Origin of the sequence: Bradyrhizobium sp. 179 (assembly GCF_023073535.1) — a bacterium.
Taxonomy (GTDB): Bacteria; Pseudomonadota; Alphaproteobacteria; order Rhizobiales; family Xanthobacteraceae; genus Bradyrhizobium.
The window spans coordinates 105,001-127,498 of record NZ_JADPJR010000053.1; the positions used below are offsets into that span (position 1 = coordinate 105,001).

Consider the following 22,498-nt stretch of genomic DNA (forward strand, 5'->3'; position numbering starts at 1 on the left):
CGAAATGGCCGCCTGATAATGCTTGGGCAGCGCATTCCACTTCTCGAGATTCATGATGTTGTGGCCCTGGCCGGTGCCTTCCCACCAGCCCGGATAATAATAGTACTTCGCCACCTTGACGAAGCCGAGCTTCTCGTCGTCATAGGGGCCCACCCATTCGGCCGCGTCGATCGTGCCCTTTTCCAGCGCGGGGTAGATGTCGCCTGCCGCGATCTGCTGCGGGACACCACCGAGCTTCGAGATGATGGTGCCGGCAAACCCGCCGACGCGGAATTTCAGTCCCTTGAGATCATCGACGGTCTTGATCTCTTTGCGAAACCAGCCGCCCATCTGGGCGCCGGTCGAACCTGTGGGCACGCCGATCGCGTTATGCTCCTTCAAGAGATCGTTCAGCATCTCCTGGCCACCGTTCCACAATAGCCAAGAGATGTGCTGGCGCGTGTTGAGCCCGAATGGCAGCGATGTGCCGAAGGTGAAGGCGGGATTCTTGCCCCAGTAATAATACAGCGCGGTGTTGCCGATCTCGACCGTGCCGTTCGAGACCGCGTCGAGCACTTGCAGGCCCGGCACGATTTCGCCGGCGGCGAAGGGCTGGATCTGGAATTTGTTGTCGGTGATCTCGGCGACCCGCTTACAGAAATATTCGCAGCCGCCATACAGCGTATCCAGAGATTTCGGCCAACTCGCCGCCAGGCGCCATTTCACCTCGGGCATCGATTGCGCGACAGCTGGCGCCGCGACTGCGCTTGCGGCGAGGCCCAGCCCGCCCGCCGTCAGGAATTTACGACGTTCCATGCGTTTCCCTCCTGTGATGTCGAGTCCTCGACGAGGGGATTGCGATCTTGGCGTCGCTTTGTCTTCGCCGGCGGCCGACGTTCCTTGGCGTCCGAAATTCGAATTCCGGATCGTGATCAGGATGACGAAAGGGCCGCAGCAAAGCAAGCGCACTTTGGTTGCGCTGCCGGCGACGCCCTCAATGCTGCGCTGCGAACGCGTCCTCCATGGCCTTGCGCGCCTTCACTGTCTCGTTGCCTGCATCGAACTCGACGTCGCTCCAGCGCACCACCGCGCCATGCGCGACGTCATGTTTCAGTTTCACACGATGCGCGAGACCGATCGGCAGCGCGCCGGCCTTCAGGCTCGCGGCCGCCGGTACCAGCTTGCCCCACACCGTGTAGCCGCCTTCGCCATCCAGCATCTCGCCGGCGCGCAGATTGCGTTTGGCCACAGCCGCGACGTCGCCGCGGAAGCCTGTGGCCTGTCCGGTCGGCTCGCTCCGCAGCGCCGCCGACAGCACCGAGATGTTCAGTTCGAGGCCGATCAGATGATAGGGCTTGTACATCGCCGCATAGCGCCCGCTGGCGTCGGTCTTCAGGCCGTATTGCCTGAAGCAATCGGCAGCATAGTCGTTCGGTGCCTCCAGCACGACATAGACGCCCCAGCGGAGGTCGCGAAACACCGGTCGGCCATCGCGCTCGAGCGAGGACACCACTTCCACCACGCCCGCTCGCTCCAGCACGCCGCCGCGTGAGCGCGGCCGCATGATATGTGGCAGATCGTCGACGCCGCAGGGCGGAAACAGTAGGCCGTCCGCGGGCACGTCGAGGGCGCAGGCATTGGCGATCGCGGCCATCTCGATCGCCGATTTGGTGCCGTCGAGGAAAGAGTTGAACATCTGCGGATTCATGCCGGCCGCCTGCGCTTCGCCCGGGGTGAGGCCGTAATGCTGCCAGACGCCGTCAGGCGTCACGTCATGATAGGCCGGCAGATATTTTGTGCCCTTGCCGGCGGCAACGACGCGGAAGCCGGTGGCCCGCGCCCAATCCACCATCTCCGCCGTCAGTGCCGGCTGGTCGCCATAGGCGAGCGAATAGACGACGCCGGCTCTTCGCGCTTCCTCGGCGAGCAGGGGGCCCGCCAGCACGTCGGCTTCGACATTGACCATCACGATATGCTTGCCCGCCGCAATCGCAGCGCGCGCATGCGTAATGCCGGCGGCGGGATTTCCGGTCGCCTCCACCACCACGTCCATCCCACCGCCGGCAATAGCGCGCACACCGTCATCGGTGAAGGTGGTCGCGGCGATGCGCTCGGCGGTCCAACCGACGGTGCGGCACGCCTCGCGGGCGCGATCGCGATCGATGTCGACGATGATGGGCACCTCCAGCCCCGGCGTGTGCGGCACCTGCGCCAAAAACATCGAACCGAATTTGCCGGCGCCGATCAGCGCGACACGAACGGGCTTGCCGGCGGACGCGCGGGCCTGGAGGAGGCGGAAAAGGTTCATGGGGTATGTCCGTAGTGTTAAAACCAAAGCTCGTCATTCCGGGGCGCGACGAAGTCGCGAGCCCGGAATCCATCGGGTCGGGCCGCAGAGACCGCGGATAAATGGATTCTCAGGTGCGCAATTGCGCACCGTAGTTCGCGCTTCGCGCGCCCCGGAATTTACTCCGCTGCCTGCCGCGGCGCACGCGCAAGCCGCAGCAGCGCGTCGTCCTCCACCGTCTTGATCGGTGTGAAATCGCGATGCGCGATGTAGTCCGGCCGCGTCGGGGTGCGGATGTAGTTCGAGACCGCATTCAGCGTCAAATACACGATTTTGCGCGGGTAGGGCGTGATGTTGCCGCCCGAGCCGTGCACGAGATTGCCGTGAAACATCAGCATGCCGCCGGGTTTGCCCGTGGGCGCAACGATGCCGCCCTGCTTGACGAGGCGTGTCACGGTGTCCTCGTCCAGCGTCCACAGCGGATAGGAGGTGGTGGCGAGGTCATGCGAGGCTTCGAGGTCGCCGGCATTCTGGCTGCGCGGCACCAGCATCAGGGGGCCGTTGATCGGCATCACCTCGTCGAGGAAGATTGCGATGTTCATCGCGCGCGGCTCCGGCATGCCGTCGTCGCGCTTCCAGGTGCCGTAATCCTGGTGCCACTGCCAGACGTCGCCGGTGAAGGCCGATTTAGCGTTGATCTTGAACTGGTGCATGTAGACCGGCTCGCCGAAGAGCTGCTCGACCGGCTCGATCATGCGCGGATGGGCGCCCAGGATGCGGAAGGCCTCGTTGTAGAGATGCGCGGCAAAGGCGGTGCGCGGCGCACCGCTCTTCTCGCGCCAGACCTCCGGCCGGTTGGTGTCATAGATGCCGACCGCCTCTCGCGCGAGCAGATCGACCTCCTCCTGGCTGAACAATTCGGGCAGGAACAGCCAGCCCTCGCGGTGGAAGAACTCCAATTGCTCCTGAGACAGTTTCATGGGTGGTCCTCCTGTTGTTTATTGTTGTCATTCCGGGGCGGTCCGCAGGACCGAACCCGGAATCCATTCATCCACAATCTCTGCCGCTCGATGGATTCCGGGCTCACACTTCGCGTGCCCCGGAATGACGGCGTTTGTGGTTACGCCGCCACCTCCTCAGTCGCCCGCAATCTCTCCTCGGTCATCCGTCCCGCCGTCTGCGCATGGGCCAGCGCCGCGCGTTCGGCAGCGTTCGCATCGCCCGCGAGAATGTGCTTGGCGATATTGGCATGCTCCGCCCAGGCGCTGGCGCGATAATCGAGCTCGGACAGCACGGTCGCCATCGAGCGGCGCATGTGTGGCCATTGCGGCGCCATCGTCTCCTCGATCACGGGATTGCCAGCGAGCTGGTAGATCGCGCGATGAAAATCGACGTCGAGCCCGATGAGTTCGGCCAGCGTCGTGTTACGGTCGATGGGGCGTCCGGCGGCAAGCGCCGCCTCCAGCCGCGCGCGACCCGCCGCGTCTGTGCCTGCACGCTCGGCAGCAAGCCGGGCGGCGAGTGCATCGATGGCGCCACGCACCTCGTAAAGCTGGCGGATGCGTGAAGGGTCAAGCTGGGTGACCTCAAAGCCGCGCTTGCCGCTCTCGGCGACGAGGCCCTGCCGGTGCAACAAATGCAGCGCGTGCGACACCGGCTGGCGGGAGACGCCGAGCTTGTCGGCGAGCTCGTTCTGCCGGATGCGCTGGCCAGGGGGAAGGGTGCGGTCGGAGATCGCCTCCAGGATCCGGGCATAGACCTGGTCGATCAAGTTCGGGAGTGGGTCGAGAGGGATCACGCCGGCAGCTCCGCGGGACATGAAAACGGAATACGGAATTCCGTATTCGAAGCTACGCGGTACGGCTGAGGGCGTCAAGCGGTCCTGGAGGATGGCCGCGTCTCATTTGGAAACGCGCTAAGCTATTGATATTGCTAGCACCGCCTACTGTGCATGGGGTTGTTTTTCGAGAAAAGGATCCGGCCCGGCGCCGTCCTACTTCATCTTGCCCTGCTCGATCAGCATCCGGCTCATCAGATAGAGCCGCGGCACGATCGAGTTGATGTCGATGAACTCGTCGCGGGCATGATAGCCGAAGCCGGCGAGGCCGAAACTCTCGACCACGACCGCCTTGCCGCTGCGGTTGGCGTAGCCGGCATCGGTGGCGCCTCCCGTCATCTCGGTGATGTCGAGCTTGCGGTCGATCTCGGCATAGATCGCCTGTCCCACCTCGGCCAGCGCGCGGCCGCGACCGCTCGCGACGAAGGGCGGGCGGCCTGCTGTGATCGTCACCTTGGTTTCGGTGTCGGGCACGAGCTTCTCCTTCACCTTCTCGTCGAGCGCCGCCTTCAACTTGGCGATGCCATCGGGAATGGTGAGGCGGATGTCGGCGCCGGCCTCGGCCTTTTCCGGAATCTGGTTGCGTACGGTGCCGGCCTGCGCCGTGGTCCAGTTGAGCTGCGTGCCGGGGATCGACTTGGCGAGGTCTTTGGTTTGCAGCAATTGATGGGCGAGCTCGATCAGCGCGTTGCGGCCGAGATCGGGCGCAGCGCCGGCATGCGAAGCGCGTCCTTTCACCTCCATCTTCGCCGTCGCGGTGCCGCTCGCCCCCAACAGCAAGGAGTCGTTCTTTGCCGGAGGCGAAGCCGCCGTCGGCTCGCAGGAGAGCACGACGTCGTGCTGGTCGGCGAGCTCCGCGATCATCTCGCCCGACCCGATCGACCCCACCTCTTCATCTGGATTGAACGACACGGTGAGCCTGGCATAATCGTGCCAGCCGGCATCCTTCAGTATCTTGAGCGCATGCAGCACCACGGCGATGCCGCCCTTGTCGTCGGCGACGCCGGGGCCATAGATGCGGTTGCCGTCGACGCGGTACGGCTCGCTCGCGAGGACGCCGCGCTGATAGACCGTGTCCATATGCGCGATCAGCATCAGGTTTCGCGTGCCCGAGCCCTTGAACGTGGCGATCACCATATCGGCGCCGGTGCCGGCGGTGGTCTTGCGTCGCTCGGTGGTGGCGCCGAGCGCCTTCAGGCGCGCTTCGGTGAAGTCGGCCATCTTCTTCAAGCCTTCGGCGTCGCCGCTGCCGCTCTCGATCATCACCATGTCACGCAGCGTCTCGATCAGCGGCGCCTTCTCCTGCTCGGCCGCGGCTTTCAGCTTCTCGTCGGCGGCCGCGACCGCGCTCGTAGCGCTGGCGGTGAGACCGAGCAGCGACAGAGCAAGCAAGGGAGTGAGGCGGAATGTCATGAGGTGTCCTTTCCCGTATCGAGCGGCGGCACCGCGCGATGCGACGGAACCGTAACACCTGGGCAATCCAGATGCCACGTTTGGCTAGCGCTCAAGCACCTCCACATCGAGCGCCGCAATCCGCTCGGCATCGGCCAGCGCCTCGATTCCCGCGATCCGGTCGCCATTGAAGGTGACACGAAGTGCGATGCGCAGATGTCCGTCGAGGATGACGGCGACGCCGATCTCGCCGTCGACCAGTGCGGTCCGTGCGGCCTGGGCGCGGCCCTTGTAGAGCTGCGCCACCGCATCGGCGCCGCGAATCTCGGGCAGCGAGCCGAGCCGCACCGCGGCTTGGTCGGCGCGGAATACGACGTCGGGATCGAGCACGGTCAGCAGGCCCTCGAAATCGCCTTCGCGCGACGCCTTGAGGAAGGCATCGACGATTCCGCGCTGGTGCGACAGGTCGGTCTCGGGCACCGGTGCGCCCTGCACCCGCCGCCGGGCGCGGCTCGCGAGCTGCCGCGACGCCTCGACCGAGCGGCCGACGATCGGCGCGATTTCCTCGAAGGGCACGGCGAACATGTCATGCAGCACGAAGGCGAGGCGCTCCGCCGGCTGCAAGGTCTCCAGCACGACCAACAGGGCCGCGCCGACGGAATCGGCCATCTCCGCCTCGCGCTCGCGCGTCTCGTCGATGGGCTCGGGCACGTGCGGGCCCATCGGATCCTCGCGGCGCGATTTCCGTGCGCGCAGCATGTCGAGGCAGATCCGCGCGACCACCGTCGTGAGCCAGCCGCGCAGGTTCGCGACATCGGACATGTCGTAGCGGCTGACCCGCAGCCAAGCCTCCTGCACGGCATCGTCGACCTCAGCACGCGACCCCAGCATCCGGTAGGCCACGGCGCGCAAATGGTCCCGGTTGGCCTCGAACTGATGGCTAAGAAAATTTTGTTCGGTCATCGGTCACATTCCCTCATTGCGATCCGTCATGCCCATGACGAAGCCAATCCGGCCGATGTGACCGGAACGTTCGAAATTCAACAGACGGAGACGCAAGATGATGCACGCTCGCATGAATCACCCGGTAATGGTCCTGCCTGAGGCCATGAACCATCTTCAATCCATTGGCAACCTGACCAAGCAGGGTCTGCCGGAAAAGCTCCTCGAACTGGTGCACCTGCGGGCCAGCCAGATCAATGGCTGCAGCGTCTGCGTCGATATGCACCCGAAGCTCGCCCGTAAGCTCGGGGAGACCGACGAGCGCCTGTTCGCCGTGTCCGCCTGGCGCGAAGCGCCCTATTTCACCGAGGCCGAGCGCGCCGCGCTGGCGCTGACCGAGGCGGTCACGCGCCTTGCCGATCGCGAAGATCCGGTGCCTGATGCGATCTGGAACGAGGCCGCAAAGCACTTTGACGAACGCGAGCTCGCAACGCTGATCCTCGCGATCGCGACGATCAACGTCTGGAACCGGCTGAATGCGACGATCAAGATGCCGGTCGGCGTTTGGAAGGTGTGAGGCCTCTTCCTTCCCCTTTCCCCGGACGCAGGGGAGGGGCGAAGAGAGCGCTCCTACTCCGCCAGGAACCTGTTCACCGCCTCGCCGAACTCCAGCGGCGCCTGTTCGAACATCCAGTGGCCGGCGTTCGGAATAACCGCCGTCTTGCTGCCCGCGATGTGCTCGGCGAGCACGCGCCACGTCACCGACAGGCTTCCCGTCGTCGCGCCGCCGCCGATCAGCAGCGTCGGCGTCCTGATCGCCTGCGCATCGGCGAGCGTGTAGGGCTTGCGCTGCTCGTTGATCTGGCCGAGGAAAGTGATCGCGTTGTCGCGCAGTTGCTGCTTGGCCGCCGCCGGTACGCGCCGCCAGGAGCCGTCGCCTTCGATGCCGTCGTAAAAATTCTGCAGCGCGCCCTCGATGTCGCCGGCGCGGATCATCTCGACGGAGCGCGCCGTGCGGGCGGCGAGCGGCGGATGCGCGGGCGTGCCTTCGGGAACCGGCAGGCTGGCATCGAGATCGCCGCCCGGCTCGGCCAACACCAGTTTTCGCAACAGATCAGGCCGTGTCTGCGCTACGCGGAAGGCGATGTGACCGCCGCGCGAATGCCCCATCAGGTCGACCGGTGCGGGCCTGACCTGCTCGATGAGGGCGATCACGTCGAGGACGTGCTGGGCCATCTTGTAATCGTCGCCGACGGCATCCAAATGCTCGGGAAAGAAGTGGCGCAGGCTGACCGAGATCACGCGATGATGCCTCGACAGCGGTCCGAGCACCGAATACCAGGTGCGGAAATCCCCTAACGTGCCGTGCACGCAGACCAGCGGCGGACCGTCTCCGACTTCGAGATAGGCCATGTCGTAGCCGTTGACGCGAAATGTCTGCATGATCAGCTCGCCAGAAAATCCAGGACCACTTCGGAGTATTTTTGCGGCGCTTGCTCGAACATCGGGTGCGTCGCGTTCGGGATGATCGCTGTCTTCGAATAGGGCACATGCGCCGCGAGCGCATGCAGCACCTTCGGCAGCAGGCCCTTGGTCCGCGCGCCCAGGATGAACAGCGTCGGCATTTTGATGGACTCCGCATCCGCCTTCGAGAACGGCGGGCGGTTGTCGCGGACCTGACCGATCAGCGTCATGGCGTTGTCGCGCAGATTTTGCTTCACCGTCGCCGGCAGCCGCGGCCAGGTGCCGGGGCCCTCCAGCGCGTCGACGAAGACGGCGAGGCCGCCGTCGACGTCGCCGGTCGCGATCCTCGCGGCCGACGCCGTAAAGCGCGCCAGCAGCGGCGAGGGGCCGCCGACATAATCGGGATCGAGGCTCGCATCGAGCTCGCCGCCCGGCTCGGCGAGGATCAGTCGCCGCAGCAAATCCGGCCTCCGCTGCGCCACGCGGAAGCAGATGTGCCCGCCGCGGGAATGGCCCATCAGGTCGACTGGGCCGAGGTCGAGCTGCTCGATGAAGGCGATGACGTCATCAACATGCTGGGCGATCGAATAGGTGTCCCCGACGCCGTCCCACCGCGCCGGGTAGAAGTGCCTCAAGCTGACAGCGATCACCCGATGTCGCTGCGACAACGGGCCGAGCACGCAACCCCAGACGCGGAAGTCGTTCAGCGAGCCGTGCACGCAGACCAGCGGCGGGCCGCCCTTGGCTTCGCCCACGTCCAGATAGGGCATGTCGTATCCGTTGACGTGGAGGCTTTGCATTCTGGGCCCGCGCGAAGGAACAGGAACTCTGTGCAAGATTCCCCGGAAACCGGGTGGATCGCAACTATTTCCAAGCCTAAATTCGAACGGACAACACAATCGGGCATGCGACAAGGACGCAGCCAGGAACCAAGCCATGACTGACCAGCATTTTGCCCTGTTCGACACCAGGATCGGCCTGTGCGCCATCGCCTGGGGCCCGCGCGGCATCAATGGCACGCAACTGCCGATGGGCGGCGAGCAGAAGATCCGCACCCGTATTCATCAGCGTCATGCCGAGGCGACCGAAGGCGAGCCCACCGCCGAGGTGCAACACGCGATCGATCGCATCGTCAAACTGCTCGCCGGCGAACCCGATAATCTCACCGACATCCTGCTCGACCTCGACGGCGTACCCGAGTTCAACCGCGGCGTCTACGACATCGCCCGCACCATCCCGCCGGGCAAGACCATGACCTATGGCGACATCGCCAAGCGGCTTGGCGGCGTCGAACTGTCGCGCGACGTCGGCCAGGCGCTCGGCCGCAATCCGTGCCCGATCGTCGTGCCCTGCCATCGCGTGCTCGCGGCCGGCAACAAACCGGGCGGCTTCTCGGCGAATGGCGGCGTGGTGACGAAGCTGAAGATGCTCGAGATCGAAGGCGCGCTGGTGAACCACACGCCGAGTCTGTTTGATTGAGGAGGCTGCCACCCTCCCCTGGAGGGTGAGCGCGCCCTAAATCTTCGCGACCGTGTTCGGCCAATATTTGTCGCGCAAGTGCCGCTTCACCAGCTTGCCCGTCGGCGTGCGCGGCAGCTCGGCTTCGAAATCGATCGAGCGCGGGCACTTGATGGCGGAGAGGCGGCGCTTGCAATAGGCGATCAGGTCGGCTTCGAGTGCTTTGCCGGCACGGCTCATGTCGTGCGGCTGCACCACCGCCTTCACCTCTTCGCCCATCTCCTCGTTCGGCACGCCGAACACGGCGACGTCGGCGACCTCGGGGTGGGTGATGAGCACGTCCTCGGCCTCCTGCGGATAGATGTTCACGCCGCCGGAGATGATCATGTAGGATTTGCGGTCGGTGAGGTAGAGGAAGCCGTCCTTGTCGAGATAGCCGACGTCGCCGAGCGTCGACCAGCCCTTGGCGTTGTAGGCCTTCTTCGTCTTCTCGGGGTCGTTGTGATAGGTGAAGGCCGGCGCGTCGGCGAAATAGACCGTGCCGATCTCGCCCACCGGCTGCTCCTCGTCGTTCTCGTCCAGAATCTTGATCGTGCCGACCACAGCGCGGCCGACGCTGCCGCGGTGCTCCAGCCATTGGTGCGAAGTGCAGACGGTGACGCCGTTGCCTTCTGAGCCGGCGTAATACTCGATCAGGATCGGTCCCCACCATTCGATCATCTTGGCTTTGACATCGACAGGGCAGGGCGCGGCGGCGTGGATCGCGCCCTTGAGCGTGGAGACATCGTATTCGGTGCGCACCTCGTCCGGCAGCTTCAGCATGCGCACGAACATGGTCGGCACCAGCTGCGACTGCGTGACCTTGTATTTTTCGACCAGCTTCAAAAATTCCTCGGCGTCAAAATGCTCCATGATGATGGAGGTGCCGCCGAGCACGATCGCCATCATGTTGAAGCGCAACGGAGCCGCGTGATAGAGCGGCGCCGGCGAGAGATAAATGCTTTCGGCGTTCATGCCGCACATGTCGGCGCAGAGCACGCGCAGAAACGGATTCGGCTCGTCGATCGCTTTGCCTTCGAAGGCCTTCTTGACACCCTTGGGCCGCCCGGTGGTGCCGGACGAGTAGAGCATATCGTAGCCGGCGACCTCGTCTGCGATTGGCGCCGTCGGCTGCGCGGCGGCTTCCTTATCGTAGGAGCGGAAGCCCGGTGAGGGCTCGTCCATCATGTAGAAGATCGGCTCGCCGGCGGCGCCCCTGATCAGGCCCTTGATCTGGTCGGCGCATTTCGGCGTGGTGATGACGACCTTGGCGCCGCAATCGTTCACGATGTAGTCGATCTCGTCCTGCTTCAAATAGCGGCTGATCGCGGTGTAATAGAGCCCGCTGCGTTGTGCTGCCCAGCAGATCTCCATGAAGGCGAGCCGGTTCTCCATCAACAGCGCGATGTGGTCGCCGGCCTTCAAGCCAAGCGAGCGGAACAGATGCGCGCCCTGGTTCGAGAGCTCGTCGAGCTCGCGATAGGTGATCGCCTTGCCGGTGCCGGCCATCCGATAGGCGATCTTGTTCGGCGTGGTGCGGGCGTGGATGGAGGGGTGAGTCATGGGCGTTTCCTCAAAACGCGAATGGCGAGTAGCGAATGGCGAGTAGGGAAGAAGGGCAAACCGCTCTTCGCCTGATCACCATTCGCTACTCGCCACTCACTACTCGCTTTTGTTTTTTTCTTACAGTCGTTCGACGATCGTCACGTTGGCCATGCCGCCGCCCTCGCACATGGTCTGCAGGCCGTAGCGCTTGCCGCGCTGGTGCAGGGCGTGGACCAACGTGGTCATCAGCTTGGTGCCGGAGCCGCCGAGCGGATGGCCGAGCGCGATGGCGCCGCCGTTGACGTTGAGACGCTCCGGGTCGGCGCCGGTGGTCTTCAGCCACGCGGTCGGCACCGAGGCGAAGGCCTCGTTGACCTCGAACAGGTCAATGTCACCGATTTTCATGCCGGCCTTCTCCAGCGCGCGCTTGGTCGCGTGCAGCGGGGCGTCCAGCATGATGACGGGATCGCCGCCCGTCATGGTCATGTGATGAATGCGCGCGAGCGGCTTGACGCCGAGCTGCTTCAGGCCGCGCTCGTTCACCACCATGACGCCGGAAGCGCCGTCACAGATCTGGCTGGCGCTGGCCGCGGTGAGCTTGCCGTTCTCGGCGATCAGCTTGACGCCCTTGATGCCGTCGAGGCTGACGTCGAAGCGGATGCCCTCGTCGATCTGATGGGTGTCCTTGCTGCCGTCCGCACGGGTAATCTCGAGCGGCACGATCTCCTGCTTGAAATGGCCGGCTTGCGTCGCCGCGATCGCGCGCTGATGGCTGTTGTAGGAATATTCGTCGAGCTCATCCTTGGAGAGGCCGTACTTCTCCGCCATCATCTCCGCGCCGGTGAACTGGCTAAAGACGATGTTCGGATACTTCTTCTCGATGCCCGGACTCTTGTAATTGCCAAAACCGTTCTTGGCCGGGAGCTGTGACGACAGGCCCATTGGCACCCGCGTCATCGATTCCACGCCGGCCGCGATCACGACGTCCATCGCACCGGACATCACGGCTTGCGCGGCGAAGTGCAGCGCCTGCTGCGAGGAGCCGCACTGGCGGTCGATCGACGTGCCCGGCACGCTCTCCGGCAGTTTTGAGGCCATCACCGCGTTGCGCGCGACGTTGTTGGACTGCTCGCCGACCTGCATCACGCAGCCCATGATCACGTCCTCGACCTGGGCGGGATCGACCTTGGTGCGGTCGACCAGCTCGTCCAGCACCTTGGCGGCGAGATCGGCCGGATGCCAGCCGGCGAGGCGGCCCCCCTTGCGCCCGCCCGCGGTGCGCGCAGCGGCGACGATGTAAGCCTCGGCCATGTCGGTTTCTCCCTGAATTCTTGATTGGGGTTGGTTGTCGGGGAGGGATTTAAGGGGCGTGAGATCGTTTAGTCAATCGATCAATTAACTCTTGTGATGCGGCGCGGCTTGGGCTTATCTGCGCGCCTCACGAGGCATGTTCAGGGATCTCTGTGGCTACCAGCGTACCGACCAAGCTCCCCAGCGGGAAGAATTCCACGGCAGAGAAATTGCTCGTGGCCGCAAGCGAGCTGATGATCGAACGCTCCTCGATCGAGATCTCGCTCTCCGATATCGCGCAGAAGTCGGGCGCCAACGCCGCATTGGTCAAATATCACTTCGGCAACAAGGACGGCCTGCTGCTGGCATTGCTCGCGCGCGATGCTGCGACCGAGCTGTCCAATCTCGAATACCTGCTGGCGCAGCCCATCACGCCGACGGCGAAGCTGAAACTGCACATCGGCGGTATCATCCGCGCCTATTACCGGTTCCCTTACATGAACCGGCTGATCCACTATCTGCTGCACGAGACCAGCGCGAGCTCCGCCGACGAAGTCTCGAAATTCTTCGTTGCGCCGCTGCTCGACTTTCACCGCCGCCTGCTCGCCGAGGGCGAGCGAAGCGGCGAATTCCGCGCCACCGATCCGGTGCTGTTCTACACCAGCCTGATCGGCGCCTGCGACCATCTGTTCTTCGGCCGGCACGCGATGTCTCGCGCGACCGGGGTCGGCCCGGTCACCGACGAAGTCTGCCGGCAATACATCAAGCACATGGAAACGCTGATCTGCGGCGGCATCCTCGCGCAAGCCGAGGAAGCTGTCGCGGCCGGATGATCCGGCCGAGCTTTCAAGTCCAGAGAAGAAACGCCCAAGGAAAGGTACAAGCGATGCAGTTGAAAGACGTAGCCGTTCTCATCACCGGCGGCGGTTCGGGGCTTGGTGCCGCGACCGCCCGGGCCATGGCCGCCAAGGGCGCCAAGATCGGCGTGATCGACCAGAGCAAGGAAAACGCCGAGAAGGTTGCCGCCGAGGTGAAGGGCGTCGCGCTCCATGCCGACGTCACCAGCGAAGAGCAGATCAAGGCGGCGATCGCCAAGGCAGAAGCCGCGCATGGCGTCGCGCGCGTACTGATGAACTGCGCCGGCATCGGCGGCTCGCAGCGTATCGTCGGCCGCGACGGCGTTTACCCGCTGGAAAAGTTCGCCCGCATCATCAACGTCAACCTGATCGGCACTTTCAACTGCCTGCGCCTGTTCGCCGAGCGCCTGGTCACGATCGAGCCGCTCGGTGAAGAGCGCGGCGTCATCGTCAACACAGCCTCGGTCGCCGCTTACGAAGGCCAGATCGGCCAGATCGCCTATTCGGCCTCGAAGGGTGGCGTCGTCGGCCTGACGCTGCCGGCCGCGCGCGACCTCGCCAGCCAGAAGATCCGCGTCAATACCATCGCGCCCGGCCTGTTCTTCACGCCGCTCTTGATGGGCCTGAACGAGGAAGCCCGCAAGAGCCTGGGCGCCCAGGTGCCGCATCCTTCGCGCCTCGGTGACGCCGCCGAGTACGGCATGCTCGCCGTGCACATCGTGGAGAACCCGATGCTGAACGGCGAGACCATCCGCCTTGACGGCGCGATCCGTATGGCGCCGAGGTAGACTCTCTTCTTTCCTTCTCCCCTTGTGGGAGAAGGTGGCGCGAAGCGCCGGATGAGGGGTCTCTATCCGCGGACGCAGACCCCTCACCCGAGCGAACTCGTGGCTACCGACGTGCATGCCCTCTCCCACAAGGGGAGAGGGCACAATAATAGGCACCTCACGCGCACATGCACGAGGCCCCAATGTCCCGACCGCTGCTGATCGAGCATGATGACGGCGTTGACCGGGTGACGCTGAATCGTCCTGAAAGCCTCAATGCGCTCGATCCGGCCTTGATCGATGCGCTCAATGTCTATTTCCAGCGCATTCAGCGCAATCGCGACACGCGCGTGGTCGTGCTGAAGGGCGCGGGCAAGAATTTCTGTGCCGGCCTCGATCTCAAGGCCGCGATGGCTCGTCGTGTCGGACAGCAGGAGCCGCCTGGCGTTACCGAGTCGCTGGATTCGCAGCGGCGCATCGCCGACATCGTGATGTTGATGCGGCGCTGTCCGCAGCCGATCCTGGCTCTTGTGCAGGGCGCCGCGGCCGGCGGCGGCTTTGCGCTGGCGCTTGCCTCCGACATCCGCATCGCCACGAAATCGGCGCGCATGAATTGCGCTTTCATCAAGCTCGGCCTCGGCGGCTGCGACATCGGCACTAGCTATTTCCTGCCGCGGCTCGTCGGGGTGTCCGTGGCGTCCGAGTTGATCCTGACGGGGCGTTTCATCGGCGCCGACCGCGCGCTCGCGGTCGGGCTCGTCTCGGAGGTCGTCGACGAGGACAGGCTCGATGATGCAGCCGCGCCTTATGTCAACGCGATGATGACGGCCTCGCCCGTGGGGCTGAGTCTCTCCAAGGAATGTCTCAACATGAGCGTCGATGCCGGTTCGCTGGAAGCTGCGATCGCAATGGAAGACCGCAACCAGGTCCTGTGCAGCCGTTCCGAGGAATTTTCGGAAGGCATCAGGGCCTTCCTTGAGAAGCGAAAGCCTGTCTATATCAAACGCTAAAGACAAAGATCCGCCAAGGACAAGAAATTCCGGGAGACGCAAAATGAGTGGAAGCGCGGCGGCGGTGATGACGAAACCCGCCTTTCGCAAGGTCGAGTGGCTCAAGCGCGACATCGCCGTCGAGCGCCGCGGCGACGGCACGGTGGTGCTGAAGTCGCGCATTCCGCTGCAGCCTTACGACAAGCACATTCCGGCTTCGCTGGCGAAATGGGCGAAACAGGCGCCCGAGCGCATCTGGCTCGCGCAGCGCGGCGGAGCGAATCGCGAATGGCGCAAAGTGTCCTATGGCGAAGCCAAGCGCACCGTGGATGCGCTGACGCAAGCGCTACTGAACCTCAAGCTCGAGGGACGGCCCGTCACGATCCTCTCCGGCAATTCGATCGAGCACGCCCTGATGACGCAGGCCGCGATGCAGGCGCGCGTTCCGGCGGCGCCCGTGTCGCCGGCCTACTCGCTGATGAGCCACGATCATGTCAAGCTGAAATATCTGTTCGATTTGATCAAGCCGGCCGTGGTGATGGTGCAGGACGGCCCGATCTTCGAAAAGGCACTGAAGGCGCTCGACCTCACCGGCGTTACCGTCGTTCACGTCGCGCGTCCCTGCGACGGCATCAAGAGCGTCAGCTTTGCCGAGCTCGCCGCAACGCCGGTGACCGCCGAGGTCGAAGCGTCGATTGCACAGATCACGCCCCAGACCGTCGGCAAACTGCTGTTTACCTCCGGCTCGACCGGCATGCCAAAAGCCGTCATCAACACGCAAGAGATGATGTGCGCTAATGCGGCGATGATGATGCAGGTGCGGCCCCGTGATCCCACCGGTCCGATCTCGACCATGCTGGACTGGATGCCCTGGAACCACACCATGGGCGGCAATGCGGCGTTCCACCCGATCCTCGTCGAAGGCGGTACGCTCTATATCGATGACGGCCGGCCGATGCCGGGCCAATTCGAAGAGACGCTGCGAAACTTGCGCGAGATCTCGCCGACCTATTACGCCAACGTGCCGGCCGGCTATGCTGCGTTGGCGGCGGCGATGGAGAAGGACGACGCGCTGTGCCGCTCGTTCTTCAAGAACCTGTCGATCATGGCCTATGGCGGCGCGCGCCTGCCGGACGATCTCTACGATCGCATGCAGGCGCTCGCGGTGAAGACGACCGGTGAGCGCATCGTGTTCTACACCGGCTGGGGCTCGACCGAGACCGCGCCGACCTCGACCGGCACGTATTGGGAGACCGAGCGCGTCGGCCTGATCGGCCTCCCGTTCCCCGGGGTCGAATTGAAGATGGTGCCGTGCGGCTCGAAATACGAACTGCGACTGCGCGGCGTCAACGTCACGCCCGGCTATTTCGGTCAGCCTGAGCTAACGAAGAAGATGTTCGACGAGGAGGGTTTTTACTGCATCGGCGATGCCGGCATCTTCGTCGACGAGAAGGATCCGGTGCAGGGCATCATCTTTGCCGGGCGCGTGGTGGAGGATTTCAAGCTCACCACGGGCACCTTCGTGCATGTCGGCTCACTCCGTACAGATGCGATCGCGGCCGCAACGCCCGTCGTGCATGACGCGCTGGTCGCGGGACAGGATCGCCCGTTTATCGGCCTGCTGGCTTGGCCGAACCTGCACGCTTGTCGCCAACTCGTCGGCAATCCCGATCTGAGCTTTGCGGATGCGGTCAGGCACCCCGAGGTGATCGCCTGCTTCAGGCGCGGGCTGGAGACGCACAACCGGGAATGCGAAGGCGCCAGCAGCCGCATCATCGCGCGTGCCATGCTGATGGCCGAACCGCCCTCGATCGACGGCAACGAGCTCACCGATAAGGGCTACATCAACCAGCGCGCCGGCTTAGAGCGCCGCGCATCGCTGGTGGAGCGGCTTTATGCGGATGAGCCGGATGAAGATGTGATCGTACTGCGATGAATGCGCAACTCTCAAACTCGTCATTCCGGGATGGCCGAAGGGCCAGGCCCGGAATGACGGCTCAATGAGTACGACGAAAAGGTAGCCCGCCATGAACTTCGATTTCTCCGACGATCAGAAGCAGCTCCGCGACCAAGCGCGCAAATTCCTCGCCGAAAAGTGCTCGCCGAAAGCCGTGCGCGTCGTCCTCGACGGCAAGGCGCCCTATGACAAGGAGCTGTGGAAGGGCCTTGCCGAAATGGGGTTTCTCGGCGTCGCGATCCCGGAAGAGTTCGGCGGTGCGGGCGCCGGCCATCTCGAGCTCTGCGTGATCGCGGAGGAAATGGGGCGCGCGAACGCGCCGGTGCCGTTCTCCTCAACTGTCTACCTCGCCGCCGAAGCGCTGCTGATCGCCGGCAGTGACGCGCAAAAGAAAAAGTGGCTGCCCGCTATTGCCTCGGGCGAGGCGATCGGCACGCTGGCGCTGTTCGAAGGCAAGGGCAATCCGTCGCCGAAGAACGTCAAGCTGACCGCTTCGAATGGCGCGCTCAATGGAGTCAAGAAGCCGGTCGCCGACGGCGCCATCGCCAATTTCGCGGTGGTGGCCGCGCGCACGGGATCGAGCGGACGTGAGAATGACATCTCGCTGTTCCTGGTCGATCTCAGGGCCGGCGGCGCCGAAGTGAAAAGCCTCACCAACCTCGATCCGACCCGTGGGCAGGCCGAGATCACCTTCAAGGACTGTAAGGCCGAGCCGCTGGGGGGCGCCGGCGAGGGTTGGAGCATCCTCACCCAGGTGCTCGACCGCGCCGCGGTGCTGTGCGCGTTCGAGCAAGTAGGCGGCGCCGACCGCGCCCTGGAAATGGGCCGCGACTACGCCCTCGACCGCATCGCCTTCGGCCGGCAGATCGGCTCGTTCCAGGCCGTAAAGCACATGCTCGCCGACATGTATGTCTCGGCGACGCTGGCACGCTCCAACAGCTATTACGGTGCCTGGGCGCTCTCGACCAACGCAGCCGAATTGCCGGAAGCCGCCGCCGCCGCGCGCATCAGCGCGACGCAGGCGTTCCAGCACTGCGCCAAGAACAACATCCAGGTTCACGGCGGCATGGGTTTCACCTGGGAGTTCGACTGCCACATGTACTACCGCCGCGCCAACGCCATGGCGCTCGGGCTCGGCAGCCTCACCTATTGGGAAGACCAGTTGATCGACCGCATGCGCAAGAAGAACGCGGCCTGATGTGATTCCGGGACACGCGAAGCGCGAACCCGGAATCTCGATTTGAGTCGGTAACCTCTGGATTCCGGGTTCGATGCTTTGCATCGCCCCGGAATGACCGAAGAAGAGAAAGAGCCATGAACTTCGACGACACCCCGCAAGAGGCCGAATTCCGCGCCACCGCCCGCGCATGGATTGATGCGAACGCGCCCAAGCAATACGAAGAAGAGCTGCGCAAATCTTCGCTCGGCCGCACCCAGCTCAGGAACGCGAACATTCTCGAGGTCGCAAAGGCCTGGCAAAAGAAGAAGGCCGATGCCGGCTGGGCCTGCCTGCACTGGCCGAAGGAGTATGGCGGCCGCGGCTCATCGCCCATCGAGCGCGTGATCTGGCAGCAGGAGGAAGGTCCGTTCGGAAAGCTCTCCCACATGTTCATCATCGGCCACGGCATGTGCGGGCCGACCATGATGGCGTTTGCGCGCGAGGAACATAAGCGCACCTATCTGCCGCCGCTCGCTTCCGGCGAGAAGGTCTGGTGCCAGCTGTTCTCCGAGCCGGCCGGCGGCTCGGATGTCGCGGGGCTTCGTACTCGCGCGGAGAAGGACGGCGATGAATGGGTCATCAACGGCCAGAAGATCTGGACATCAGGCGCGCATTATTCGGACTACGGCATCCTCTTGACCCGCACCGATCCGACCGTGCCCAAGCACAAGGGCCTCACCATGTTCTTCCTGGACATGAAGAGCCCGGGCGTCGAGGTCAGGCCGATCAAGCAGGCGAGCGGTGCGTCCGATTTCAACGAGGTCTATTTCACGAATGTCCGCATCCCCGATCACCAGCGCCTTGGCGAGGTCGGTGACGGCTGGAATGTCTCGCTGACCACGCTGATGAACGAGCGCATGTCGATTGGCGCAGGCGTCTCGACCGGCTTTCCGGAGCTGTTCGAATATTGCTCCAGCCTGATGCTCGACGATGGTCCTGCGATCGATGATCGCGCCGTGCGCGCGAAGCTGGCGAATTGGGCGGCGAAGGCGAGCGGCCTGCGCTACACCAGCATGCGCGCGATCTCGGCGCTATCGAAGGGCGAGCGGCCGGGGCCGGAGAATTCCATCGGCAAGCTGGTGGCAGGCTCGATGATCCAGGACGTCGCGACCTACGCGCTCGAGTTGCAGGGTGCGGCTGGTGTCGTCAGCAGTCCAGAGGATGCCGAAGTCGCGGGCCGCTTCCAGGCGATGCTGCTGCGTGCACCGGGTACGCGCGTCGAAGGCGGCACCGACGAGATCATGCGCAACATCATCGCCGAGCGGGTGCTGGGCCTGCCGGGCGACATCCGTGTCGACAAGGACGTGCCGTTCAACAAGATCCCGACAAAGGGAAGAGGTTAATCATGTCCCGGACGCGGTACGGTACGAAGTACCGCTCCGCCGCGCCGGGACCCCGAGCTACAATGGGCCCCGGCTTGGCAGCGCACCGCTTTGCGCTGCGCGGCGTCCGGGTCAGGGAGAGGAGAGTTCGAAGATGAATTTCGACGACACCCCGCAAGAGGCCGCATTCCGCGAGACCGCGCGCAAATGGGTCGAGGCCAACGCACCGAAGGAACTCCATGCCGAGCTGTCAAAATCTTCGCTTGGCCGAATCCGCCTTGCCAAGCAAGACATCGTCGAGGTCGGCAAGGCCTGGCAGAAGAAGAAGGCGGAAGGCGGCTGGGCCTGCCTGCCCTGGCCGAAGGAATATGGCGGCCGCGGCGCGACGCCGATCGAACGCGTCATCTGGCAACAGGAAGAGGGCGTCTACGGCAAGCTGACGCAACCGTTCCAGATCGGCGAAGGTATGTGCGGCCCGACCGTGATGGCCTTCGGCAGCGAAGATGCCAAGCGCCGATACTTGCCGAAGCTCGCCTCTGGCGAGGAGATCTGGTGCCAGCTTTTCTCGGAGCCGTCGGCCGGCTCCGACGTTGCGGGCCTCCGCACCCGTGCCGAGAAGAAGGGCGATAGCTGGGTCGTCAATGGCCAGAAGATCTGGACCTCGGGCGCGCATTATTCCGATTACGGTCTCTTGATTGCGCGTACCGATCCGAACGTGCCGAAGCACAAGGGCCTCACCATGTTCTTCCTGGACATGAAGAGCCCGGGCGTCGAGGTGCGTCCGATCAAGCAAGCCAACGGCATGCAGGAATTCAACGAGGTCTATTTCACCGACGTCGTGATCCCCGACAGCCAGCGCCTCGGCGCCGTCGGCGAGGGCTGGAGCGTGTCGCTGACCACGCTGATGAACGAGCGCATGTCGATCGGCGCGCGGCTCGCAACCGGCGTGCCTGAGATATTCGAGTTCTGCTCGAATCTGATGCTGGAGGACGGACTTGCGATCGACGATCCCGCCGTGCGCTCGAAGCTCGCCAGTTGGGCCGTGAAGGCGAGCGGGCTGAAATACACCAGCTACCGCGCGATCTCGGCGCTGTCGAAGGGCGAGCGACCGGGCCCGGAGAATTCGATCGGCAAGCTGGTCTCGGGCATGATGCTCCAGGACATCGCGACCTACGCCATGGACCTCCAGGGCGCAGCCGGTGTTCTCACAGGCAGCGACGAGGAGACGGCGCAGGGCCAGTTCCAGCAAATGCTGCTGTCCTCGCCCTCGATGCGTATCGCCGGCGGCACCGACGAGATTTTGCGCAACATCATCGCCGAGCGGGTGCTAGGTCTGCCGGGCGACATCCGCGTCGACAAGGACGTGCCGTACAACAAGATCCCGACCAAGGGACGGTGATGCGGCATTGTAGGGTGGGTTAGCGCTGCGGATGCGCGAAGCGCGATCCGCTGGGCGTAACCCACCACTTCGGTGGCCGCGGAAACAAAAGAGGTGGGTTACGCCTTCGGCTAACCCACCTACGAGGAAAGCAACGCGAGCTGATCCATGGACGCACAAGTGAAACAAATCGACCGCATCGGCGTGCTCGAAGAGCTGCTCAACGAGCGCTACTCCGTTCGCGCTTTCCTCCCCAAGGAAGTCGACCGCGCCACGATCGAGCACGTGCTGAAGACGGCGCAGCGCACGGCGTCCTGGTGCAACAGCCAGCCCTGGCAGGTCGTCATCGCCAGCGGCGCGGCCAAGGAGCGCTTTCGCCAGGCGATCTATACGGAAGCCTCCGGCGGTCTTGGCGACGATTACGATTTCACCCCGCCGCGCGAATATGTCGGGGTCTATCTCGAACGCCGGCGCGAAAGCGGCTTTCAGCTCTACAACACGCTCGGCATCGCCCGCGGCGACAAGGCGGCCTATGCCAGGCAGGCGCTGGAGAACTACAATTTCTTCGGCGCGCCGCATGTCGCGATCATTCACACCAACGAGCCGCTCGGCATCTACGGCGCGATCGATTGCGGCGCCTATGTCTCCAACTTCATGCTGGCCGCGCAGGCGCTTGGGCTCGGCACCATTCCGCAGGCGGCGCTGGCGCGCCATTCCGGTCTGATCCGCCGCCACTTCAGCCTGCCCGACGATCGCCGGATCGTCTGCGGCATCTCGTTCGGCTATGCCGACCACGCGCACAAGGTCAACAGCTACCGCACCTCGCGGGCGAGTGTGGCCGATACCGTGACCTTCGTGGAGGAGTGATCGGCGCTGCGAGCTTGGCGCCATCGGCGACGCGCAAAGGCGGCCGCGGAAGCGGCCGCCTTTGTTTGTCTCACCCAGTTGACGCCGCCGTCAGCCGCCGCTGCCGCCGATCACGGCCCTTACGGTCTCGTCGGGCCCAAAGTCCTCGGCGCCCTCGACATAGAGCAGCGCAGCGAGCTTCGAGCGGGCGCGGTTGACGCGGCTCTTGATGGTGCCGACCGCACAGCCGCAGATCGAGGCCGCATCCTCGTAGGAGAAGCCGGAGGCGCCGACCAGGATCAGCGCTTCACGTTGGTCCTGTGGAAGCTTGTCGAGCGCCGTACGAAACTCCTCGAATTCGAGATGCGCGTTTTGCGATGGTTGCGTCTTCAGCGTCTTGGCGTAATTGCCTTCGGCGTCCTCGACCTCCCGCCGCCGCTTGCGATAGTCGGAGCGGAACAGGTTGCGCAGGATCGTGAACAACCACGCCGGCAGATTGGAGCCAGGCTGGAACGAGTCGATGTTGGCGAGCGCGCGAAGCAGTGTCTCCTGCACCAAATCGTCAGCGCGGTCCGCATTGCCGCTGAGCGAGATCGCGAACGCGCGCAGACTCGGCACGGCCGCCAGGATGTCGTTACGCAGGGAGTCGGTGAGAGGCATTAATCCCTCCCATTGCTGTTGTCGTTGGATCCGCCCTCATTTTCCACTTGGGAAGTCGCTCCTTGTGCATCAAGCTTCTTGATCAGTTCAGCGAACCGATCCGGAACCCCCTGCCGCACGACATCGTCGTACATGGCGCGCAGCTGATGCCCGATCCGGGATTGGATCTCCGGAGTGAGCCCTCCCTTGCCGGGGGTCGTGCTTTTGCTGGCTTGAGACTTAAGATCTTTCATGACCTGTTCCACGTTTCCCCGAGTTAAGTGACTGTAA

22 protein-coding genes (1 of these 22 cut by a window edge) are annotated in these 22,498 nt (G+C 64.2%); 10 read left to right on the forward strand and 12 right to left on the reverse strand.

What is annotated here, in order from left to right:
* The 6 genes from IVB12_RS12105 to IVB12_RS12130 form a co-directional block, all read right to left on the reverse strand.
* Positions 1 to 795: the 5' portion of an ABC transporter substrate-binding protein gene (locus IVB12_RS12105; protein ID WP_247299107.1), read on the reverse strand. The gene continues 294 nt to the left of window position 1, outside the view; only the first 795 of its 1,089 coding nucleotides appear in the window; it begins with the start codon at positions 793 to 795; the stop codon falls past the left edge of the window.
* Between the two features lie 178 nt (positions 796 to 973).
* Positions 974 to 2,287, reverse strand: a complete 1,314-nt coding sequence (locus IVB12_RS12110; RefSeq protein WP_247299109.1) for a Gfo/Idh/MocA family oxidoreductase — start codon at positions 2,285 to 2,287, stop codon at positions 974 to 976.
* 158 nt (positions 2,288 to 2,445) lie between these two features.
* Positions 2,446 to 3,246 carry a phytanoyl-CoA dioxygenase family protein gene (locus tag IVB12_RS12115; protein ID WP_247299111.1) on the reverse strand — a complete coding sequence of 267 codons (801 nt, stop codon included), beginning with the start codon at positions 3,244 to 3,246 and terminating at the stop codon, positions 2,446 to 2,448.
* A 140-nt stretch (positions 3,247 to 3,386) separates the two neighbouring features.
* Positions 3,387 to 4,064, reverse strand: coding sequence for a GntR family transcriptional regulator (locus IVB12_RS12120; protein WP_247299113.1), 678 nt, complete (start codon positions 4,062 to 4,064; stop codon positions 3,387 to 3,389).
* 195 nt (positions 4,065 to 4,259) lie between these two features.
* A complete protein-coding gene (locus IVB12_RS12125; RefSeq protein ID WP_247299115.1) occupies positions 4,260 to 5,516 on the reverse strand; it encodes a M20/M25/M40 family metallo-hydrolase in 1,257 nt (418 codons plus the stop codon).
* A gap of 84 nt (positions 5,517 to 5,600) precedes the next feature.
* Positions 5,601 to 6,458 carry a sigma-70 family RNA polymerase sigma factor gene (locus tag IVB12_RS12130; RefSeq protein WP_247299117.1) on the reverse strand — a complete coding sequence of 286 codons (858 nt, stop codon included), beginning with the start codon at positions 6,456 to 6,458 and terminating at the stop codon, positions 5,601 to 5,603.
* Positions 6,459 to 6,558: 100 nt separating this feature from the next.
* Here IVB12_RS12130 and IVB12_RS12135 point away from each other — a divergent pair, with 100 nt between their 5' ends.
* Positions 6,559 to 7,014 carry a carboxymuconolactone decarboxylase family protein gene (locus tag IVB12_RS12135; protein WP_247299498.1) on the forward strand — a complete coding sequence of 152 codons (456 nt, stop codon included), beginning with the start codon at positions 6,559 to 6,561 and terminating at the stop codon, positions 7,012 to 7,014.
* 53 nt (positions 7,015 to 7,067) lie between these two features.
* On the opposite strand, the gene IVB12_RS12140 is transcribed toward IVB12_RS12135, so the two are convergent.
* On the reverse strand, positions 7,068 to 7,880 hold the full coding sequence (locus tag IVB12_RS12140; protein ID WP_247299120.1) for an alpha/beta hydrolase: 813 nt from the start codon (positions 7,878 to 7,880) through the stop codon (positions 7,068 to 7,070).
* A gap of 2 nt (positions 7,881 to 7,882) precedes the next feature.
* Complete coding sequence (locus IVB12_RS12145; RefSeq protein ID WP_247299122.1) at positions 7,883 to 8,701, reverse strand: alpha/beta hydrolase; 819 nt, start codon at positions 8,699 to 8,701, stop codon at positions 7,883 to 7,885.
* Positions 8,702 to 8,837: 136 nt separating this feature from the next.
* Here IVB12_RS12145 and IVB12_RS12150 point away from each other — a divergent pair, with 136 nt between their 5' ends.
* The gene (locus IVB12_RS12150) at positions 8,838 to 9,380 is read left to right on the forward strand and encodes a methylated-DNA--[protein]-cysteine S-methyltransferase (protein WP_247299123.1); all 543 of its coding nucleotides are present in this window, start codon (positions 8,838 to 8,840) and stop codon (positions 9,378 to 9,380) included.
* A 36-nt stretch (positions 9,381 to 9,416) separates the two neighbouring features.
* Here the strand turns inward: IVB12_RS12150 and IVB12_RS12155 are convergent, their stop codons facing one another.
* The gene (locus tag IVB12_RS12155; protein ID WP_247299126.1) at positions 9,417 to 10,961 is read right to left on the reverse strand and encodes an acyl-CoA synthetase; all 1,545 of its coding nucleotides are present in this window, start codon (positions 10,959 to 10,961) and stop codon (positions 9,417 to 9,419) included.
* Positions 10,962 to 11,081: 120 nt separating this feature from the next.
* A complete protein-coding gene (locus IVB12_RS12160; RefSeq protein ID WP_247299128.1) occupies positions 11,082 to 12,254 on the reverse strand; it encodes an acetyl-CoA C-acetyltransferase in 1,173 nt (390 codons plus the stop codon).
* Between the two features lie 152 nt (positions 12,255 to 12,406).
* On the opposite strand from IVB12_RS12160, the gene IVB12_RS12165 reads away from it, so the two are divergent.
* From IVB12_RS12165 to IVB12_RS12200, 8 genes are all read left to right on the forward strand, one after another.
* On the forward strand, positions 12,407 to 13,066 hold the full coding sequence (locus IVB12_RS12165; RefSeq protein ID WP_346657673.1) for a TetR family transcriptional regulator: 660 nt from the start codon (positions 12,407 to 12,409) through the stop codon (positions 13,064 to 13,066).
* A gap of 53 nt (positions 13,067 to 13,119) precedes the next feature.
* The gene (locus IVB12_RS12170; protein WP_247299132.1) at positions 13,120 to 13,878 is read left to right on the forward strand and encodes an SDR family NAD(P)-dependent oxidoreductase; all 759 of its coding nucleotides are present in this window, start codon (positions 13,120 to 13,122) and stop codon (positions 13,876 to 13,878) included.
* Between the two features lie 182 nt (positions 13,879 to 14,060).
* Positions 14,061 to 14,867, forward strand: coding sequence for an enoyl-CoA hydratase-related protein (locus IVB12_RS12175; protein WP_247299134.1), 807 nt, complete (start codon positions 14,061 to 14,063; stop codon positions 14,865 to 14,867).
* Between the two features lie 43 nt (positions 14,868 to 14,910).
* Complete coding sequence (locus tag IVB12_RS12180) at positions 14,911 to 16,782, forward strand: AMP-binding protein (protein WP_247299136.1); 1,872 nt, start codon at positions 14,911 to 14,913, stop codon at positions 16,780 to 16,782.
* 91 nt (positions 16,783 to 16,873) lie between these two features.
* Positions 16,874 to 18,001 (forward strand): acyl-CoA dehydrogenase family protein, encoded by a 1,128-nt coding sequence (locus tag IVB12_RS12185; protein ID WP_247299138.1) that lies wholly within the window; start codon positions 16,874 to 16,876, stop codon positions 17,999 to 18,001.
* Between the two features lie 116 nt (positions 18,002 to 18,117).
* Positions 18,118 to 19,365 carry an acyl-CoA dehydrogenase gene (locus IVB12_RS12190; RefSeq protein ID WP_247299140.1) on the forward strand — a complete coding sequence of 416 codons (1,248 nt, stop codon included), beginning with the start codon at positions 18,118 to 18,120 and terminating at the stop codon, positions 19,363 to 19,365.
* Between the two features lie 133 nt (positions 19,366 to 19,498).
* Complete coding sequence (locus IVB12_RS12195; RefSeq protein WP_247299142.1) at positions 19,499 to 20,743, forward strand: acyl-CoA dehydrogenase; 1,245 nt, start codon at positions 19,499 to 19,501, stop codon at positions 20,741 to 20,743.
* 147 nt (positions 20,744 to 20,890) lie between these two features.
* The gene (locus IVB12_RS12200; RefSeq protein ID WP_247299145.1) at positions 20,891 to 21,589 is read left to right on the forward strand and encodes a nitroreductase; all 699 of its coding nucleotides are present in this window, start codon (positions 20,891 to 20,893) and stop codon (positions 21,587 to 21,589) included.
* Positions 21,590 to 21,679: 90 nt separating this feature from the next.
* Here IVB12_RS12200 and IVB12_RS12205 read toward each other — a convergent pair whose 3' ends face one another.
* Positions 21,680 to 22,228, reverse strand: coding sequence for a sigma-70 family RNA polymerase sigma factor (locus IVB12_RS12205; RefSeq protein WP_008543571.1), 549 nt, complete (start codon positions 22,226 to 22,228; stop codon positions 21,680 to 21,682).
* The gene (locus IVB12_RS12210) at positions 22,228 to 22,461 is read right to left on the reverse strand and encodes a NepR family anti-sigma factor (RefSeq protein WP_247277731.1); all 234 of its coding nucleotides are present in this window, start codon (positions 22,459 to 22,461) and stop codon (positions 22,228 to 22,230) included. Before IVB12_RS12210 ends, IVB12_RS12205 begins: the two co-directional genes overlap by 1 nt.
* Between the last annotated feature and the right edge of the window lie 37 nt (positions 22,462 to 22,498).

Excerpts from the sequence above, each read along its gene's own strand:
- IVB12_RS12205 (WP_008543571.1), bottom strand. The coding sequence starts at position 22,228 with ATGCCTCTCACCGACTCCCTGCGTAACGACATCCTGGCGGCCGTGCCG.
- IVB12_RS12170 (WP_247299132.1), top strand. The coding sequence starts at position 13,120 with ATGCAGTTGAAAGACGTAGCCGTTCTCATCACCGGCGGCGGTTCGGGG.
- IVB12_RS12200 (WP_247299145.1), top strand. The coding sequence starts at position 20,891 with ATGGACGCACAAGTGAAACAAATCGACCGCATCGGCGTGCTCGAAGAG.
- IVB12_RS12125 (WP_247299115.1), bottom strand. The coding sequence starts at position 5,516 with ATGACATTCCGCCTCACTCCCTTGCTTGCTCTGTCGCTGCTCGGTCTC.
- IVB12_RS12130 (WP_247299117.1), bottom strand. The coding sequence starts at position 6,458 with ATGACCGAACAAAATTTTCTTAGCCATCAGTTCGAGGCCAACCGGGAC.
- IVB12_RS12190 (WP_247299140.1), top strand. The coding sequence starts at position 18,118 with ATGAACTTCGACGACACCCCGCAAGAGGCCGAATTCCGCGCCACCGCC.
- IVB12_RS12135 (WP_247299498.1), top strand. The coding sequence starts at position 6,559 with ATGCACGCTCGCATGAATCACCCGGTAATGGTCCTGCCTGAGGCCATG.
- IVB12_RS12195 (WP_247299142.1), top strand. The coding sequence starts at position 19,499 with ATGAATTTCGACGACACCCCGCAAGAGGCCGCATTCCGCGAGACCGCG.
- IVB12_RS12115 (WP_247299111.1), bottom strand. The coding sequence starts at position 3,246 with ATGAAACTGTCTCAGGAGCAATTGGAGTTCTTCCACCGCGAGGGCTGG.
- IVB12_RS12160 (WP_247299128.1), bottom strand. The coding sequence starts at position 12,254 with ATGGCCGAGGCTTACATCGTCGCCGCTGCGCGCACCGCGGGCGGGCGC.
- IVB12_RS12175 (WP_247299134.1), top strand. The coding sequence starts at position 14,061 with ATGTCCCGACCGCTGCTGATCGAGCATGATGACGGCGTTGACCGGGTG.
- IVB12_RS12145 (WP_247299122.1), bottom strand. The coding sequence starts at position 8,701 with ATGCAAAGCCTCCACGTCAACGGATACGACATGCCCTATCTGGACGTG.
- IVB12_RS12110 (WP_247299109.1), bottom strand. The coding sequence starts at position 2,287 with ATGAACCTTTTCCGCCTCCTCCAGGCCCGCGCGTCCGCCGGCAAGCCC.
- IVB12_RS12185 (WP_247299138.1), top strand. The coding sequence starts at position 16,874 with ATGAACTTCGATTTCTCCGACGATCAGAAGCAGCTCCGCGACCAAGCG.
- IVB12_RS12150 (WP_247299123.1), top strand. The coding sequence starts at position 8,838 with ATGACTGACCAGCATTTTGCCCTGTTCGACACCAGGATCGGCCTGTGC.
- IVB12_RS12140 (WP_247299120.1), bottom strand. The coding sequence starts at position 7,880 with ATGCAGACATTTCGCGTCAACGGCTACGACATGGCCTATCTCGAAGTC.
- IVB12_RS12155 (WP_247299126.1), bottom strand. The coding sequence starts at position 10,961 with ATGACTCACCCCTCCATCCACGCCCGCACCACGCCGAACAAGATCGCC.
- IVB12_RS12210 (WP_247277731.1), bottom strand. The coding sequence starts at position 22,461 with ATGAAAGATCTTAAGTCTCAAGCCAGCAAAAGCACGACCCCCGGCAAG.
- IVB12_RS12180 (WP_247299136.1), top strand. The coding sequence starts at position 14,911 with ATGAGTGGAAGCGCGGCGGCGGTGATGACGAAACCCGCCTTTCGCAAG.